Origin of the sequence: Listeria monocytogenes (assembly GCF_900187225.1) — a bacterium.
Lineage (GTDB): Bacteria > Bacillota > Bacilli > Lactobacillales > Listeriaceae > Listeria > Listeria monocytogenes.
Window position 1 is genome coordinate 2289364 of sequence record NZ_LT906436.1, and the last position, 15899, is coordinate 2305262.

Sequence of the window (15899 nt, forward strand, 5' to 3'; positions counted from 1 at the left end):
CTCGGTCTTTTTTAATGTTTCCGTAACGTTTTCCATTTGTACATGAGCATCCAAAAAGCAATGACAGAGGCAACTAAAATTAGTATGATTTTAATTATTAAACTTATAACTTGTCCTGTCGGAATTAATTGATCGTAATTAAAACTTGCATAATGACCACTTAAACAAATAGTCACATAAAGAGAGCCAATGATAAGTATAGGGAGCCGGAATTTATTATTCATCAAAAATCTACCATTGTTTTCCAAAGAAGCTGTTTTCATTGCATACCAGCTAATGGTTAACATTCCTATTGATAAAATAATTAATACGCCAAATTCACTTAACGCCGTAGTTCCTTGTAAAATTGGTGTTGGTATTGCGTTATACAGCATAACCGCTCCACCGTCAATATCCACTATTGTTTTTCCAGTAAAGAAAGCTTTAAAACCAATGATTAAATTAGTCAATGCGCCTGGAAACATGTATAAAAAGCTAACAATGGACCCAATTGCTATAATTCCGGCTGTAATTATTTCTCCAACCAAATTCCCAACTGCCATTGCTAACGTGTAAGAGAACAAATACAATAACAAAAAGGAACTAATATACATAAATGAATCACTTACACTGGGTAAATACAACCCCGGTATTTGCTGATAAATATACCAAAACCTACAGAAAATGATGATTGGTACTAGTACGAAAATTAAAAGCAATGGAATAAGCATCTTATGCCAAAAAATTTGCTTTTTGGAGTATGGCAATCCAAAAGTAAAATAATCCATTTGCTTATTTTTCTCAAAAACAGTTAACTTTAATCCTAAAAACAGAAACACATAGAAGAAAAGCCCTAAATTCCCTTCAAAATCATAAGGAGTTAAACTTAAATCATTTTTTATTTCATTACCCGTCATTTGTTGATCTGCTGTATTATTTTTTTGAAATTCTTCAGACTGATAATATTTATAGTTATCATTAAACATACTAACCGTATTAGTTGCAGTCGTAGCTTCAGAACCTATAAAAGCGATTACGATAAATATAAATACCCACGCATTCTGACGCCATTCTTTCCAAAGAAGCCCTGTACTCATAATTTCTCGCCTCCTTGTTCTTCTAGATGATAAATAAACAAGTCTTCTAATGTGACTGCGAGTTCATCCATGAAAATAGGTTTTTCTTTTTTTATTGCTGCGTATAATTCTGTGTTCATATCTCGGAATAAAATGGTGTAAACACGGCCATACTTATTAATTACTTTGCCATTTTCCAGTAAAAAGTGTGGGATTTTCTTGTTTTCAAAAGCGATTTGAATTTTAACTGCTTGTTCCCGCAGTGATTCAAGGTGGTAAGACTCTTCAATATGATTATCTTGTAAAATATGAATATAGTCAGCAATCGGATCTAAATCAGCTAAACGATGGGAAGAAATAATAATGCCTAATTTCCGCTTCTCCACTTCTTCTAATAATATGCCCATAATTTTCTTTTGAGCAATTATATCAAGTCCCTCCATTGGCTCATCAAGCAGAATAAATTCGGCTCCTATGGAAAGAGCAAGAACGAGGCCAAAAAGCCCTTTCATTCCCTTTGAATAATTTTGAAACTTTACGTCTTTTGCTAGGTTGACTTGCTTCATTAAATTATCAAATTTGTCTCCATCAAATAGTGGGTACGTTTTTTGATAGAATTTTTTTATTGTCGGGATTTTATAACCATCCCAACAATTTAAATTATCTTGAAGCATAAATAGTTTTTGCTTTAGTTGAGGATTTTTGCTTAATGGCTCATCCAGATACACATCCCCTGCATCAGGGATATAAAAGCCCATGATGGTTCGAAAAAGCGTTGTTTTACCTACGCCATTTCGTCCCACTATACCAATAATTTCTCCAGGTTTTACTTCAAAAGTTATTTTATCCAGCAAGAGTTTTCCGTCAATTTTTTTGCTAAGAGAATCAACCTTCAACCACGTCACCTCCAATGATGTCTTGACTATATTCGTCTGCTAATTTATGTATTTCCTCTATGTTAACTCCAAGGTAAACTAAATCGAGAATGGTTTCTTTTAATTTGGTCCTTGTTTCTGCTAACTTTTTGGGCGAGCTCAATTTATCTGTTTGGTTCGCTATGAAGGTCCCTTTTCCTTTTACTGTAATGATTACTTCTTGTCGTTCTAATTCTTGGTACGCTTTACTCACAGTGTTTGGATTTACTCCGATTCTACTAGCAAATTCACGTATAGATAATATCTTTTCGCCTTCTTGAAGTACCCCTTTGACAACTTGTTCTTTAATTTTTTGGACGATCTGTTCATAAATCGGTAGTTGACTTTTTGTGTTAATCGTAAACATCTCTCCCCCCGCTTTCATGAATTCTACTATAGAGAACTAATTGTACTAGTTACTATAGTACAGTAGATAAAAAAATAAATCAATTCTCTTATTAAAAAGAAAATTGATTTAAGTTTGCTTTTTCAAGTTTTAAGAGTGATTCTTTCATCCCTATTCCCCCACTATAACCTGTTAAATTACCATTTTTACCAATTACTCTGTGGCATGGAATAATGAAAAGTAGTGGGTTTCTGCCGATTGCTGTTCCAACTGCGCGAACGGCTTTGGGGCGATTTATCAGTTCTGCGATTTCTGTATATGTTCTAGTTTCTCCATAAGGAATAGTTTTTAATGCATGAAATACTTCAAGTTGTAGAGGAGTAGCGGACAAATCAATTGGAACAGTAAAATTCGTAAGTTCCCCGTGCAAATAAGCAGCTAATTCTTCTTTATATATGTTCATTTTTTCTGGGCTTCGCTCTGCTGATTGAAGCTTTTCCGCCTTTGTTCCAACGTAAACTAACCCCATTTTTGTCGCTGCGAAATAAAGTTCTGTGTCTGAAAAATGGAGCGTATCATAATATAAATCTGTCATTTCCTTCACCTCTTTCTAATATTAATTATACGCCAAATTGAATAACATTCCTAACCAGTTTCACTATAAGAGCAAGATTAGAAAAGTTTTTCTCGCAATTTGCCTTCATAACGTTTATGATTAATAAGAAGTTGAGGTGATAACATTGTCGGATTATTACTTAACCAAAAAAAGATGGCAAGCAATTTCAACAAATGACAAGACTGCTGATGGTGCATTTTTCTATGGCGTCACATCTACGAAGATTTTTTGCTATCCTTCATGTAAATCAAGATTACCTAAAAAAGAAAACATCGTTATTTTCCATAGTGCGGAGGAAGCTTTTTCGCATGGCTACCGCGCTTGTAAACGATGTAAATCTGGTGGTAGTGCTCTGCCTGATACGGAGTGGGTAAATAATATCGAGATGTATATTAAAGAAAATTTTGCCAAGGCGCTCACTTTAAAAATCATTGCGGATGATTGCCACGGAAGCCCGTATCATTTACACCGAACGTTTAAGCGAATCACGATGATTACACCCATTACTTACCTTGAGAACGTCCGGATTAATTATGCAAAAATGCAGCTAACCACGACCAACCAATCCATTGAAACTATTGGAAAAATGGCTGGCTTTCCAAACCCCTCTCATTTTTCTACTACATTTAAAAGGCATACCGGTTTGTCACCAAACCAATTTCGAAAAACAATAATAAAAAACTAAATTAGAACGGATGATATGAATATGACACATGTAACATTACCCATTTTAGAAGATTGGGAAGGCCTTTCACTAACTACTATTTTGCAAGAAAAATTTCATCTCGGCAAAAAAGCGCGACATGAAATTCGCATGTCTCAAAATGTTTTACTGAACAATAAGCCCCTGGACGATTGGAATACGCCACTTTTCGTTGGAGCGAGTCTTTCTTTACCAATTTTTTTACATGACAAAATCCCTGTTTATGAGTATGACTTAGAAATTATTTATGAAGATGATTTTTTACTAGTAGTGAATAAACCAGTTGATATGAAAACTCACCCAAATGATAGTTATGAAACAGATACTTGCGCGAATGCCGTGCAATATTACTTAGAAAAAACTGGCCAAGATGCGAATGCCTTAGCAGTTCACCGTCTTGATCAAACTACTTCCGGTTTAGTTCTGTTTGCTAAAAACAAATTAGCTATCGCCGGTTTATCTTGGCAAATGGAAAACAGAGCGATTCACAGGACTTATCTTGCGGCTGTTGATGGCACTTGGGGACTCGTGATGCAGACTATCAACAAACCAATCGGTGAAGATCGTCACCACGGATCGAGACGCCAAATTAGCCCATACGGCCAGCCAGCAGTAACACATGTTAAAGTATTAGAAAATGATAATGAAAAAAACACCTCTCTTGTAGAATGCCAAATCGAAACTGGTCGGACGCACCAAATTCGCGTTCATTTAAGCGGAATTGGCCATCCAATTATTGGCGATACGCTTTATGGTGGTTCTCCTCGTGCTAATCGCATCATGCTACATGCCGAGAAATTACATTTAAATCATCCTTTCAAAGGTAAAGAAATGAATTTTTCTGCTCCAGCTGGAGATGATTGGGTATTTTAAAAAGCCACAACATTATGTTGTGACTTCTGTACAAATTTCTACTTTTATTCCATTAGGATCTTCAAAAAATACAGCATAATGATTTTTACCGCCAGCAAAAGGATATCTTTCTTCATATAGAAGTTTGATTCCTTTTGCTTTTAATTTAACTCGAAAATCATCCACGCGTTCTTTTGTACCACCATGAAAAGCTAAATGATTGAGCCCAACTCGTTTGCGGTGGTAGCCTTCAGAAATAAATGGTTCCTCCGTTTGTACAAATACTAAATACGTATCTGCGTATTTATAACTAAAACCTTCATTCCAAGACTGATAGAATTCATAAGAAAGTTCTTCTAACAGCCATGACCAAAACAAGCGACTCTCTTCTAAATCAGCTACATAAATTTCCACATGATGTAACATATTACGCCTCCCCGATATGTTTTAGCGCTTCTCTTCGACTTAGCGGCGCAAGCGAGTGGCTATTTACAAACTGACGAACTGCCCCGCTATCCACTTTCGCATATTGTCTTAGCGCCCATCCAATCGCTTTTTGAATAAAGAATTCTTTGGAAGCAAGCCATTTTTCGCAATTGAAAAAAAGTAAATCTACATCGGTTTTTTCTTTGTACTTCAATTGAAATAAAATCGCCGTTCGAGCGAGCCAAATATTATCTCCGTTTATCCACGCTTCATTATAGGTAGGAATCAACTCAGGATATAGTTTAAAATGATTACTTACTACAGTTCCTGCTAGGCCGTCCACAGTATCCCACCAAGATTTCGTTACAATTAATTGCTCATATACTTTTATCGCTTCACTGGGCTGTTTTTTACCGTAACGGCTTAATAAATCAATCGCCACATACTGAAATTCACGTTCTTCTTCCGCAAATAATGCTATCGTAAATTCAAGCAAGTCTTGCGGCGCCCCATTTTCTTTCAAATATGCAGCTACTAATTTTTTCCGTTCCCCAGCTCTAATCCCTAAAAAAGTAAATTGGTTCTTCATGTATGCTTCCATTGGCGGAGCATCTGTTAAAGAACGATTCGTTCGGAATAACGTTTGAATATCTGTCATTCCTCGTTCTCACTTGCTAAATAAGCGCGTTCTCTCTCAATACTACTTAAAAAGTATTCTAAATCATCTGGGTCTGGCCCAACACGCTTCCCCGTTTCTAAGCGATCAATTTTTTCCATATCACTGGCATCTAGTTGGAAATAAGACAAACGTGAATTCTCCTCAATCCGACTAGAAGTAATTGACTTCGGAAAAATAATCGTATTGCGGTTCAAGTGCCATTGTAAAATCACTTGATCTACAGATGCTTGATGTTTTTTCGCAATTTCTGTAATAACTGGATTTTGCATTAAGATCCCTTTTGCAAGCGGCGACCATGCAGCATGCGCAATATTCTGTTCCGCCAAATACTTACGAAGATCATTTTGCGGTAACAGTGGATGCGTTTCCACTTGATTTAAAACCGGTTTTTCATTTGCAGCAACCAATAAATCACTTAAATGATGTTGCTTGAAATTCGCAACTCCAATTGATTTAATCAAATTTTCGTCATGAAGCCGCTCCATCGCTCGCCATGAATCGCGATATTTCCCGGCAACGGGCCAATGAATTAAATACAAATCCAAATAATCCAACTTCAAATTCCGAAGTGTCCGCTCAAACGCAAATAACGTTTCATCGTAACCAAGGTCCCCGTTCCACACTTTTGAACTAATAAATAATTCTTCGCGCGAGACCGCACTACTTGCAATCGCCTGACCAACAATTGCTTCATTATTATAAACTGCTGCTGTATCAAACAAACGATAACCTACTTCAATTGCCTTCTCTACAGCACCAGCGATAAATTCTTGTTCTGTTACTTGAAATACACCAAGTCCAATATAAGGAATTGTCCCATTCCCCGGTAGTATCATTCTGTCTTGTAATGTTTTTGTCAAAACGAAACCCTCCTCACGAAAACTGTTTTGTGAACTTTTTCTCTTAAATGAATTATACACTATTTTCGCAAATTTATATTTTAAAACCAGTATACCGAAATGAGCCTTACTCTCCTAATAAAAAGCCACAAAAAATCTACTTTTTTTATTCATTTAGTGAAATACCTAAAAACAGCCATTGGAAACGCTGTCAGAACGTTTATTTACGCAACTATCAAAAAAAAGTTTCCTATTTATTCCCATCCTATGTTAGTATTAATTTGTGGTAAAGATCTATCAAGTTTTTTATTTGTTTTCGTTAACTTATCGTTAAGAAAAAAGCTCCCTTTTCAAAGTAAAAGCGAGCTGATTATTAATGACCAAAAATGATCGGGGGAATTAAGAAAATGGCTTTTAAAAATAAAAAAGACCGTTTTGCTTCGTTGTTGCATGACATTGCAGTAAATTTACATGAAGGTGCAAATTTCTTTGCAACTTACAACATTAATTCGGTGGAGGATTTACATACTTTCTCGAATAAAATCAAAGAATATGAAACAGCTGGAGACTCCATGGTTCACAAAATGATTATGGAATTAAACGACGCTTTCATTACACCAATCGAACGTGAGGACATGTTAGAACTTACTAACCGCTTAGACGACGTAATGGACGCACTTGATGAAACAGCTTTCTCACTCGAAATCTGCCAAATCACTCATTATGATGAATACATGACTAAATTTATCCAAGCTATTCAAGCAAGCACTGTTGAAATTGAAAAAGCAGTTGATCTTGTTTTTGATAAAAAACTAAAAGATGTTCGTAAACTTGCGATTCAAATTAAAGATTATGAATCTCAATGTGATGATGTTTACCGCGAATCACTAATCCAACTTTTCCAAAACGAAAAAGATCCAATTAAACTAATTCGTCTAAGAGAAGTTTATGAAAAATTAGAAGACATTGCTGATAGTTGTCAAAGCGTTGCGAATACGCTTGAATCAATTGTCATGAAAAATGCGTAAGGGGCCTAGATAGATGGAAGGAATGTTTCTCATCACCCTCGTCATCGTACTTGCCGCGCTAGCATTTGACCTAATCAACGGGTTTCATGATACAGCTAACGCAATTGCGACTAGTGTCTCTACAAAAGCCTTAAAACCACGACATGCGATTATCCTCGCTGCTGTAATGAACTTTGTGGGTGCTATATCATTCACAGGGGTTGCTAAAACAATTACAAAAGACATTGTTAACCCATTTGACTTAGATCACGGGGAACTTGTTATTTTAGCAGCATTACTTTCAGCTATTGCTTGGAATTTAATCACTTGGTATTTCGGAATTCCTAGTAGTTCCTCTCATGCCTTGATTGGTTCCATCGCCGGTGCAGCAATTGCATCAGCTGGATTTGCAGCAATTGAATACAGCGGATTTACTAAAATCATCATTGGTTTATTAGTATCCCCTGTACTTGCTTTCGTAGTCGGTTACACGATATATTCACTCTTCAAGGTTTTCTTGAAGAACTTAAACTTAGCCACGACCAATCGGCGCTTCCGGATGATTCAAGTCGGAACTGCCGCGCTACAATCTTACACACACGGAACCAATGATGCCCAAAAATCAATGGGGATTATCACAATGGCATTAATTGCTAGTGGTTTCCAAACAACGGATGATGTGCAATTATGGGTTCAAGTATCCTGTGCGATTGCTATGGCGATTGGTACGAGTATTGGTGGTTGGAAAATCATCAAAACTGTCGGTGGTAAAATCATGAAAATCAAACCAGTTAATGGTGTAGCAGCTGATTTAAGTTCCGTTATCATTATTTTTGGTGCCACTTTCATTCATTTACCAGTTAGTACAACACACGTAATCAGCTCTTCTATCCTAGGTGTTGGAACAGCTCACCGTGTTAAAGGTGTCAAATGGGATACTGCTCAGCGCATGATTATTACATGGGTTATCACACTTCCTATTTCCGCAACGATTGCAGCACTTATCTTCTATGTGCTAAGATTCATTCTTTAATAACTGTTAGAGCCTTGCTTATGCGGGGCTCTTTTTATACATATTTTTGAATAAAATGAATAAATATTAGTATAAAGCAAGATTATTTTAAAAACATATTGCATATTTAATCATTTTGATGTATTATAATAAGCATCGATAATAACGATTCATTGATTATAAATTACTCAAATACTAAAGGGAGTTGTACTTATGCAGAAGCATTTATTACAAAAGTTTGCAGCAATTTTACTTGTTTTTATAGTTGTATTTTCTGGCTTCACATCCGTGTTCGCCGCTGATACTGAAGATCAAACTTTAGCTAAGATTCAAGAAAAAGGCGTTTTGACGGTTGGCCTTTCCGCTGACTATCCACCGTATGAATTTCATCAAACAATCGACGGTAAAGATAAAGTCGTTGGTTTTGACGTAAGTATTGCGGAAAAAATTGCCAAAGATTTAGATGTTAAATTAGATATTAAAGAAATGAACTTTGATAGCTTACTTGGTTCACTAAAAACCGGCAAAATTGATATGATTATTTCGGGGATGTCCCCGACGCCCGAACGCCAAAAAGAAGTAGATTTCTCAGATCCATACATGTTCGTTCAGCAACGCGTTGTGATTAGAAAAACGGATAAAGATAAATTTACAAGCGTGAATGATTTTAGCGGCGTAAAAGTTGGTGCCCAAAAACAAACGACACAAGAAGAATTAGCTCAAAACGAACTAGTTGGTTCAGAAGTAGTTTCCCTTCAAAAAGTACCGGACCTTATTCTTAACCTTAAAAGCAACAAAGTAGATGCCGTTGTTTTAGAAGGCCCTGTTGCTGAAGCATATATTAGTCAAGATAAGACACTCGCTATGGCGGATATCAAATTTGCTAATGGTAGCAAAGAAACAGCCATCGCAATGCCGAAAGGTTCCACTGCTTTACAAGAAAAAGTCAACGCCTCTATTAAAGATATACAAGATACCGGCTTACTAAAAGAATATCAAAAAGAAGCTAACAAACTAATGTTCCAAGATGGTAGCTTTTACGAAAAATATGGTAATTACTTTGTCACTGGTACATTAATCACCATTGCCCTTGCCGCTATCGGCGTATTATGTGGCGCCATTCTCGGCTCATTACTAGCCCTCATGAAATTGGCGAAAACAAGATGGTTACGCTGGCCAGCAGCATGTTATATTGAATTTGTCCGTGGTACGCCACTTCTTATTCAAATTTTCATCGTCTTTTTCGGAACACAAATTATCGGTATGGACGTATCCGCCTTTGTTTCCGGTTGTATCGCCCTATCGCTAAACAGTGCTGCTTACGTTGCTGAAATTATCCGCGCAGGTATTTCTGCTGTCAACAAAGGTCAAATGGAAGCAGCTCGTTCCCTTGGTATGACACAAGGAGCTAGCATGCGTTACATCATCTTACCGCAAGCCGTGAAAAATATTCTTCCTGCACTTGGTAATGAATTCGTTACTGTTATTAAAGAATCTTCCATCGTATCCGTTATCGGTGTAACAGAGCTAATGTTTATGACTGGCGTAGTCCAAGGCGCAAGCTTCAAGCCATTTATTCCGCTAATCATTACATCGTTAATTTACTTTGTACTAACATTTAGCCTGTCGAGACTACTAGGTGTTGCTGAAAGGAGAATGAGAACAAGTGATTAATATTAAAAATTTACACAAACATTTTGGCAAATTAGAAGTCTTAAAAGGTATTGACCTTGAAATCGCATCTGGAGAAGTGGTCGTAGTTATCGGCCCTTCCGGAAGTGGAAAAAGTACTTTCTTACGTTGCCTGAACTTATTAGAACAACCAACAACTGGTACGATTCTTTTCGAAAACAAAGACCTAATGGCGAAACAAACCAACGTCAACGAACTTCGTCAAAAAATGGGCATGGTTTTCCAAAACTTCAACTTGTTTCCACATAAAAACGTTCTTGAAAACCTAATGTTAGCGCCTATGAAAGTGAAAAATGAAGATAGTGCAGCTGCGAAAAAACACGCCCTTTCTCTCCTTGAAAAAGTCGGTCTAGCTGATAAAGCAACTAGCTATCCTTCCCAACTTTCTGGTGGACAACAACAACGGGTAGCCATTGCCCGAGCACTCGCAATGAATCCTGATGTAATGCTATTCGATGAACCAACTTCCGCACTCGACCCCGAAATGGTTGGTGAAGTATTAAGTGTTATGAAGTCACTTGCTAAAGAAGGTATGACAATGGTTGTCGTAACGCACGAAATGGGGTTCGCAAGAGAAGTTGCCGACCGTGTTGTCTTCATGGATGCTGGCGTGATTCAAGAACAAGGCACTCCCGAAGAAGTATTCGGAAACCCGCAAAACGATCGTACAAAAGACTTTTTAGGAAAAGTTTTAGCATAAACAAAGATTACGTCTTGCCTATTTTAGGCGAGGCGTTTATCTGCACTTATAGAAAAAAGGAGCTAATTATACATGATGAATCACTCAAAGATTGCTAAAAAACATCAACAAATGCCTGTGAACATTCTCGCTGATATTGGCACACTTGCAAAAACAATGCCTGATATTCTCGATTTATCCATCGGTGATCCTGATTTAATTACGGATGAATCGATTATTAATGCTGCTTTTGAAGACGTTCGTGCTGGTCATACAAAATATACCGAATCCGGTGGCGACGTGGAACTCATTGATGCTATTCGTGGTTATTTTAGCCGTAATTACGATCTTTCTTTTGAACGTAGCCAAATCCGTGCAACAGTCGGCGCGCTTCATGGTATGTATTTAACTTTGCAAACCATTCTTGACGACGGCGATGAAGTTATTATTCATGAACCTTACTTCTCGCCTTATAAAGATCAAGTATTGAATTCTGGTGGTACACCAATCATTATTCCAACCTACGAAAAAGATGATTTTGCGATTAATGTTGATATTTTAGAAGCAGCCATTACTGATAAAACAAAAGCTTTAATTTTAAATTCACCTAATAATCCCACCGGTGCTGTTTTTTCACCAGAAACCTTTGAAAAAATTGCTAATCTAGCGAAAAAATATGATTTCTTTATTTTATCGGATGAAGTATATGATGGTTTTAGTTTTTATGAAGACTTCGTACCAATGGCCAAATTCGCACCGGACCATACGATTACATTCGGTAGTATGTCTAAAAACTTCGCAATGACCGGTTGGCGTTTAGGATATATGATTGCTCCGACTTATTTAAACGAAGCTGCGAAGATTATTAATGAAGGAATTACTTATTCAGCTCCTACACCGTCTCAAAGAGCTGCTATTTACGCGTTAAATCATTCTGAGACACTAATTCCTTTAGTAGCAGAAACCTTCCAAAAACGCCTAGAATACATCGCAAAACGGGTCGAAAAAATTCCATATCTTTCTTTACATCCACTTAAAGGTTCGATTTACGCCTTTATCAACATTTCTAAAACAAACATGGATTCCGTTTCATTTACAGAATATGTGTTAAAAGAAACGCAAGTCCTCGTAATTCCTGGGCTAGCTTTTGGTGAATCTGGTGATAATTATGTTCGCCTAGCTGCAACCCAAGACATCAGCGTGCTAGAAGAAGCGTTCAATCGCCTAGCCAAATTAACATTTTAATCAAAAGAGCAAACTCGCTTCATAGGCAAGTTTGCTCTTTTTTTATTTTAAATTGATTTCTGCAAAAGAAGAAACAACCGTCGCCTCTTTTGGAAAAGTGATGTTTTTTGTAGCTTCATTCGGTACGATATACACTTTTAACCCAGCCTGCATTGCTGACAGCGCACCATTTTTGGAATCTTCTATCGCAACGGCTTCTTCTGGTTTAACCCCAAGTGCTTCCACTGCTTGTAAGTAAAGTGCCGGATGTGGCTTAATTTCATCCACATGGTCTGCCGTTTGTATTGTCTCAAAATCAGCTAAAATACCCAGACGATTCAGCGTAGGCTCAATCCAGTCAAATCCCGAACTTGTTGCAAGACCTATTTTGTAATCATTCGCTTTTACTTGTTCAAAAAACTCTTTAAAACCATCACGAAAGCCAAGTGATTGTTGACCAAGATGACAAGCTTCTGCCACAGTAGTTAAAAATGCTTCCTTATCAAAAGCCCCGTTCGTTGCTTCCATCATATAGCGAATAATTGGTTCTTCACTTGTCCCGATAATTTGTTGATAAACTTCATCTGGCAAATCAATACCGTACGTCTCTTTCAAATAGTTCATTGTCTCCGTATACCATAAATTTTCCGTATCAAGCATAGTTCCATCAAAATCAAAAACAACCGCCTTCACATGCATCCTCCTAGTATAAGTGATGCTTTTATTGTAACATAGATAAACTATTTAAGAAATCTTCGAAAAAGGGTTGCTTTTTTAGTAAAAAACGAATAATATTGTATTTGTGGTTTTTAATGTTCGTCATTTACCATTAAGCATGATTTTAAAAAAGGAGTGAAACACACGCATGTTTCAATTAAAGGCAAACGGTACAGATGTTAAAACTGAAGTTATCTCTGGTTTTACTACATTCCTAACGATGGTATATATCGTAGTAGTTAACCCAGCAATTCTTTCCGCAGCAGGTGTTCCATTCAATACTGTATTCATGGCAACAATCATTTCAGCAGTTATCGGTACATTATGGATGGCGATTTTCGCTAACTATCCAATCGCGATTGCGCCAGGACTTGGTATGAACGCTTACTTCGTTACAGTCGTTACAACACAAAAACTAGATTATTCGGTCGCATTCGCTGCGGTCTTTGTAGCAGGTATTATTTTCTTATTACTATCTTTAACACCGCTTCGTGAAAAAATCATTGAAGCCATTCCACATAATTTAAAAGCCGGGATCACAGCTGGTATTGGTTTATTTATCGCTTTCCTTGGCTTCCGTATGACAGGTATTATCGTTTCTAATGATTCCAACTTAGTAGGTTTAGGTGACTTACATTCCAAAGAAGCTATTTTAGCTATTGTTGGGCTTTTAATCACTTTAATCTTGCTTGCTTTAAACGTAAAAGGGGCATTATTCATTGGGATGATTGCTACTGGTATTATTGCTTTTATCACTGGTGAACTGAAATTTACAGATGGTATCGTCAAACTTCCGCCAATGCCAGAATTTGTCTTTACTAATCCCATTCACGCTTTCGGTGATGTGATGAGTTACGGGCTCTATGCCGTCGTCTTGTCCTTCTTGCTCATAACGATTTTTGATACAACAGGAACAATGATTGGTGTCGCTAAAAAGGCTGGCTTGATGAAAGGCGAATCACTGCCAAATGCCAAACAAGCTTTAATGGCTGATGCAGTTGCAACAAGTGTTGGTTCGATGTTTGGTACAACGCCAACAAGTGCTTATATCGAATCATCAGCTGGTGTTGCAACTGGTGGACGTACGGGGCTTACTACCCTTACAGTAGCTATCTTGTTCATGGTATCAGCATTCTTCGCACCACTTGTTGGTGCTGTCTCTGGAATTTCTGCTATTACTGCACCAGCACTTATCGTTGTTGGTAGTATGATGATTGGTGCTGTTAAAGAAATCGACTGGGATACATTAGATGAAGCATTCCCTGCTTTCTTAGTTATTCTAGCTATGCCACTTACTTCAAGCATCGCAATCGGCTTAGCATTCGGATTTATTTCTTACCCAGTATTAAAAGTATTCACTGGTAAATGGCGTGAACTTAACTGGTTCCTAATCGTTATTGCCGTATTATTCTTCATTCTCGTAGCATTTTTACCACATTAATAAATAGTAGCGCCTATCTGAATACAGGTAGGCGCTTTTTTATTGGACAAAAACCCGCTCTTTTGCTATAAAGAAGAGAGAAACTAATTAGAAATGAGTTGAACTTGTCGTGTTTTTAAAATCACTGCTCGCCGGTGTCGCACTTGCTGTTGTTGTTTTTCTAGCAAGCTTTTTGATGCCTGACTACACCGTATCCACTTTATATTCCATTGTAACGACTATCATTGTCTTTGCATCCATTATTCTATCCGCATTCGTATCCTTTGGTGGCCGTAGTGGAAACCCTAGTCGAAAAAGCCAATTACGCTGGAGTATCCTGCTTTTAGTTGCAGCAATTCCTAGTTTTATCGGCTTTATCGTTACTTTTTACTTTTAAACTAAAAAGAAGCATTCCCAAAATATGGAAATGCTTCTTTTTTTAATCTTCTAAAGCGGAAATAAATGCTGGTAAATATTCTGGAAGGTCTGGTGGGCGACGACTTGAAATAATGTGACCGTCTGTTACAACAGGCTCGTTATGCCAAATAGCTCCCGCATTCGTCATATCGTCTTTAATTCCCGGCGTACTTGTGACATTCACACCTTCTAAAATACCGGCCGAAACAAGTACCCATCCAGCATGGCAAATTTGTCCGATTGGTTTTTTCGCCTTATCAAACGCACGAACCAAATTTAGTACGCTATCAAAACGGCGTAATTTGTCTGGGGACCAGCCACCTGGAACTAAAATCCCATCATAATCTTCTGCGCGAACAGAATCAAAATCATAATCAGAAGTAACAGGGACTCCGTACTTACCGTGATAAATCTTTTTTGCTTCCTCTGCAACTAAATGCACAGAAGCTCCTGCCTCGCGTAATCTAAGCACTGGATACCAAAGTTCTAAATCCTCAAAGTCTTCACTTACAAGGGCAATAACTTTTTTACCTTTTAAAGTCATATAAATCTCCTCCTATCCTCTTCTACAGTATAACAATAACCAGATTGTTATTAAATTATTCCGCCTATAAAAGAAGACAAAAAAAGACGCTCGAAATAAACATTTCCAGCGTTGCCATCATGTTCGGGCGCCTATGCATAACGGGATGAGGCATAGACATGAACTACACGGCCAATGAGATGAATGAAAACAAATAATGATTTTGGTGTCTAAACAGATGTCTGACTAGTTGCCATTCTATTGGAAGATGGATACACCAAAAGTCATTATAACCATGATAGGGTCTTATCCCCATGAAAATCACATTAGTAAAAATGAAACTTTCATCGAGGTAAAACTCTATCCTATAACTTATTTTACTATTGTTCTTGAAAAAAGCAAGTAAATAAATATAGATTTTTTGTGACGAAGATAAGAAAGATGAGAATTGCCTCACTATTATTGTCGTTTTCTGTATAAAAATTACTATATTACAAATAAAAAGGAAACCATTAAAGGTCCCCTTCAACTAAAAATTTCTACAACCATCCAAGAAATAATAGCGACTAATGGAATTAAGACCCATACATTATGACCAAGTAAGCTAGAGCGAACATCTGGTTTATCTTCGAGTAGTTGAATTCTATCGCGCAAGTCATGCACTTCAAGCTCGAGGTCCTGTACTTTATCTTCAAGTTCGTATAAACGTTCTTCCATTTTAATCCCTCCACACCTTTTCTATTGCCTATTATACGCCAAGCACTATGAAATGCATCGT

20 protein-coding genes are annotated in these 15899 nt (G+C 37.2%); 9 read left to right on the forward strand and 11 right to left on the reverse strand.

From position 1 onward, the window contains the following. Positions 1-11 precede the first annotated feature (11 nt). The 4 genes from CKV70_RS11555 to CKV70_RS11570 form a co-directional block, all read right to left on the reverse strand. On the reverse strand, positions 12-1076 hold the full coding sequence (locus CKV70_RS11555; protein WP_003723371.1) for a hypothetical protein: 1065 nt from the start codon (positions 1074-1076) through the stop codon (positions 12-14). Then, entirely contained in the window at positions 1073-1951 is an 879-nt protein-coding gene (locus tag CKV70_RS11560) for an ATP-binding cassette domain-containing protein (protein WP_003731877.1), read from the reverse strand. Before CKV70_RS11560 ends, CKV70_RS11555 begins: the two co-directional genes overlap by 4 nt. Next, positions 1941-2336: a GntR family transcriptional regulator gene (locus CKV70_RS11565; RefSeq protein WP_003723373.1), complete on the reverse strand. Its 396-nt coding sequence runs from the start codon at positions 2334-2336 to the stop codon at positions 1941-1943. Before CKV70_RS11565 ends, CKV70_RS11560 begins: the two co-directional genes overlap by 11 nt. Positions 2337-2427: 91 nt before the next feature. Continuing rightward, complete coding sequence (locus tag CKV70_RS11570; protein ID WP_014601057.1) at positions 2428-2910, reverse strand: methylated-DNA--[protein]-cysteine S-methyltransferase; 483 nt, start codon at positions 2908-2910, stop codon at positions 2428-2430. A gap of 145 nt (positions 2911-3055) precedes the next feature. On the opposite strand from CKV70_RS11570, the gene CKV70_RS11575 reads away from it, so the two are divergent. Together CKV70_RS11575 and CKV70_RS11580 are read left to right on the forward strand one after the other, a co-directional pair. Next, positions 3056-3616, forward strand: a complete 561-nt coding sequence (locus CKV70_RS11575) for a bifunctional transcriptional activator/DNA repair enzyme AdaA (protein ID WP_014931010.1) — start codon at positions 3056-3058, stop codon at positions 3614-3616. Positions 3617-3637: 21 nt separating this feature from the next. Then, positions 3638-4507 (forward strand): RluA family pseudouridine synthase, encoded by an 870-nt coding sequence (locus tag CKV70_RS11580; RefSeq protein ID WP_003731874.1) that lies wholly within the window; start codon positions 3638-3640, stop codon positions 4505-4507. Positions 4508-4519: 12 nt separating this feature from the next. On the opposite strand, the gene CKV70_RS11585 is transcribed toward CKV70_RS11580, so the two are convergent. From CKV70_RS11585 to CKV70_RS11595, 3 genes are read right to left on the reverse strand one after another with little or no spacing between them, the layout of a single operon-like run. After that, a complete protein-coding gene (locus CKV70_RS11585) occupies positions 4520-4912 on the reverse strand; it encodes a VOC family protein (protein WP_003723377.1) in 393 nt (130 codons plus the stop codon). A 1-nt stretch (position 4913) separates the two neighbouring features. Next, on the reverse strand, positions 4914-5570 hold the full coding sequence (locus tag CKV70_RS11590; protein WP_003723378.1) for a DNA alkylation repair protein: 657 nt from the start codon (positions 5568-5570) through the stop codon (positions 4914-4916). Continuing rightward, positions 5567-6451, reverse strand: coding sequence for an aldo/keto reductase (locus CKV70_RS11595; protein WP_012951917.1), 885 nt, complete (start codon positions 6449-6451; stop codon positions 5567-5569). Before CKV70_RS11595 ends, CKV70_RS11590 begins: the two co-directional genes overlap by 4 nt. A gap of 386 nt (positions 6452-6837) precedes the next feature. Between CKV70_RS11595 and CKV70_RS11605 the strand changes: the two genes are divergently transcribed. The 5 genes from CKV70_RS11605 (at position 6838) to CKV70_RS11625 (ending at position 12065) form a co-directional block, all read left to right on the forward strand. Continuing rightward, complete coding sequence (locus CKV70_RS11605) at positions 6838-7458, forward strand: DUF47 domain-containing protein (protein ID WP_003723380.1); 621 nt, start codon at positions 6838-6840, stop codon at positions 7456-7458. Positions 7459-7471: 13 nt separating this feature from the next. Beyond that, the gene (locus CKV70_RS11610) at positions 7472-8470 is read left to right on the forward strand and encodes an inorganic phosphate transporter (RefSeq protein ID WP_003723381.1); all 999 of its coding nucleotides are present in this window, start codon (positions 7472-7474) and stop codon (positions 8468-8470) included. A 192-nt stretch (positions 8471-8662) separates the two neighbouring features. Further along, positions 8663-10123, forward strand: coding sequence for an ABC transporter substrate-binding protein/permease (locus tag CKV70_RS11615; protein ID WP_014601059.1), 1461 nt, complete (start codon positions 8663-8665; stop codon positions 10121-10123). Beyond that, a complete protein-coding gene (locus CKV70_RS11620) occupies positions 10116-10841 on the forward strand; it encodes an amino acid ABC transporter ATP-binding protein (protein ID WP_003724134.1) in 726 nt (241 codons plus the stop codon). The genes CKV70_RS11615 and CKV70_RS11620 overlap by 8 nt, the downstream gene beginning before the upstream one ends. Before the next feature lie 75 nt (positions 10842-10916). After that, the gene (locus tag CKV70_RS11625) at positions 10917-12065 is read left to right on the forward strand and encodes a pyridoxal phosphate-dependent aminotransferase (RefSeq protein WP_003731868.1); all 1149 of its coding nucleotides are present in this window, start codon (positions 10917-10919) and stop codon (positions 12063-12065) included. Positions 12066-12107: 42 nt separating this feature from the next. Here CKV70_RS11625 and CKV70_RS11630 read toward each other — a convergent pair whose 3' ends face one another. Continuing rightward, positions 12108-12737 (reverse strand): HAD family hydrolase, encoded by a 630-nt coding sequence (locus CKV70_RS11630; RefSeq protein WP_009931351.1) that lies wholly within the window; start codon positions 12735-12737, stop codon positions 12108-12110. A gap of 172 nt (positions 12738-12909) precedes the next feature. On the opposite strand from CKV70_RS11630, the gene CKV70_RS11635 reads away from it, so the two are divergent. Together CKV70_RS11635 and CKV70_RS11640 are read left to right on the forward strand one after the other, a co-directional pair. Further along, entirely contained in the window at positions 12910-14202 is a 1293-nt protein-coding gene (locus CKV70_RS11635) for an NCS2 family permease (protein WP_003733871.1), read from the forward strand. 109 nt (positions 14203-14311) lie between these two features. Then, positions 14312-14578 (forward strand): hypothetical protein, encoded by a 267-nt coding sequence (locus CKV70_RS11640; RefSeq protein WP_003723655.1) that lies wholly within the window; start codon positions 14312-14314, stop codon positions 14576-14578. A 42-nt stretch (positions 14579-14620) separates the two neighbouring features. Here the strand turns inward: CKV70_RS11640 and CKV70_RS11645 are convergent, their stop codons facing one another. The 3 genes from CKV70_RS11645 to CKV70_RS11655 form a co-directional block, all read right to left on the reverse strand. After that, positions 14621-15142, reverse strand: a complete 522-nt coding sequence (locus CKV70_RS11645; RefSeq protein WP_014601060.1) for a type 1 glutamine amidotransferase domain-containing protein — start codon at positions 15140-15142, stop codon at positions 14621-14623. Between the two features lie 163 nt (positions 15143-15305). Further along, positions 15306-15650 (reverse strand): hypothetical protein, encoded by a 345-nt coding sequence (locus CKV70_RS11650; RefSeq protein WP_003731866.1) that lies wholly within the window; start codon positions 15648-15650, stop codon positions 15306-15308. Next, positions 15647-15838 carry a ribulose-phosphate 3-epimerase gene (locus CKV70_RS11655; protein ID WP_003723657.1) on the reverse strand — a complete coding sequence of 64 codons (192 nt, stop codon included), beginning with the start codon at positions 15836-15838 and terminating at the stop codon, positions 15647-15649. Before CKV70_RS11655 ends, CKV70_RS11650 begins: the two co-directional genes overlap by 4 nt. Positions 15839-15899 lie beyond the last annotated feature (61 nt).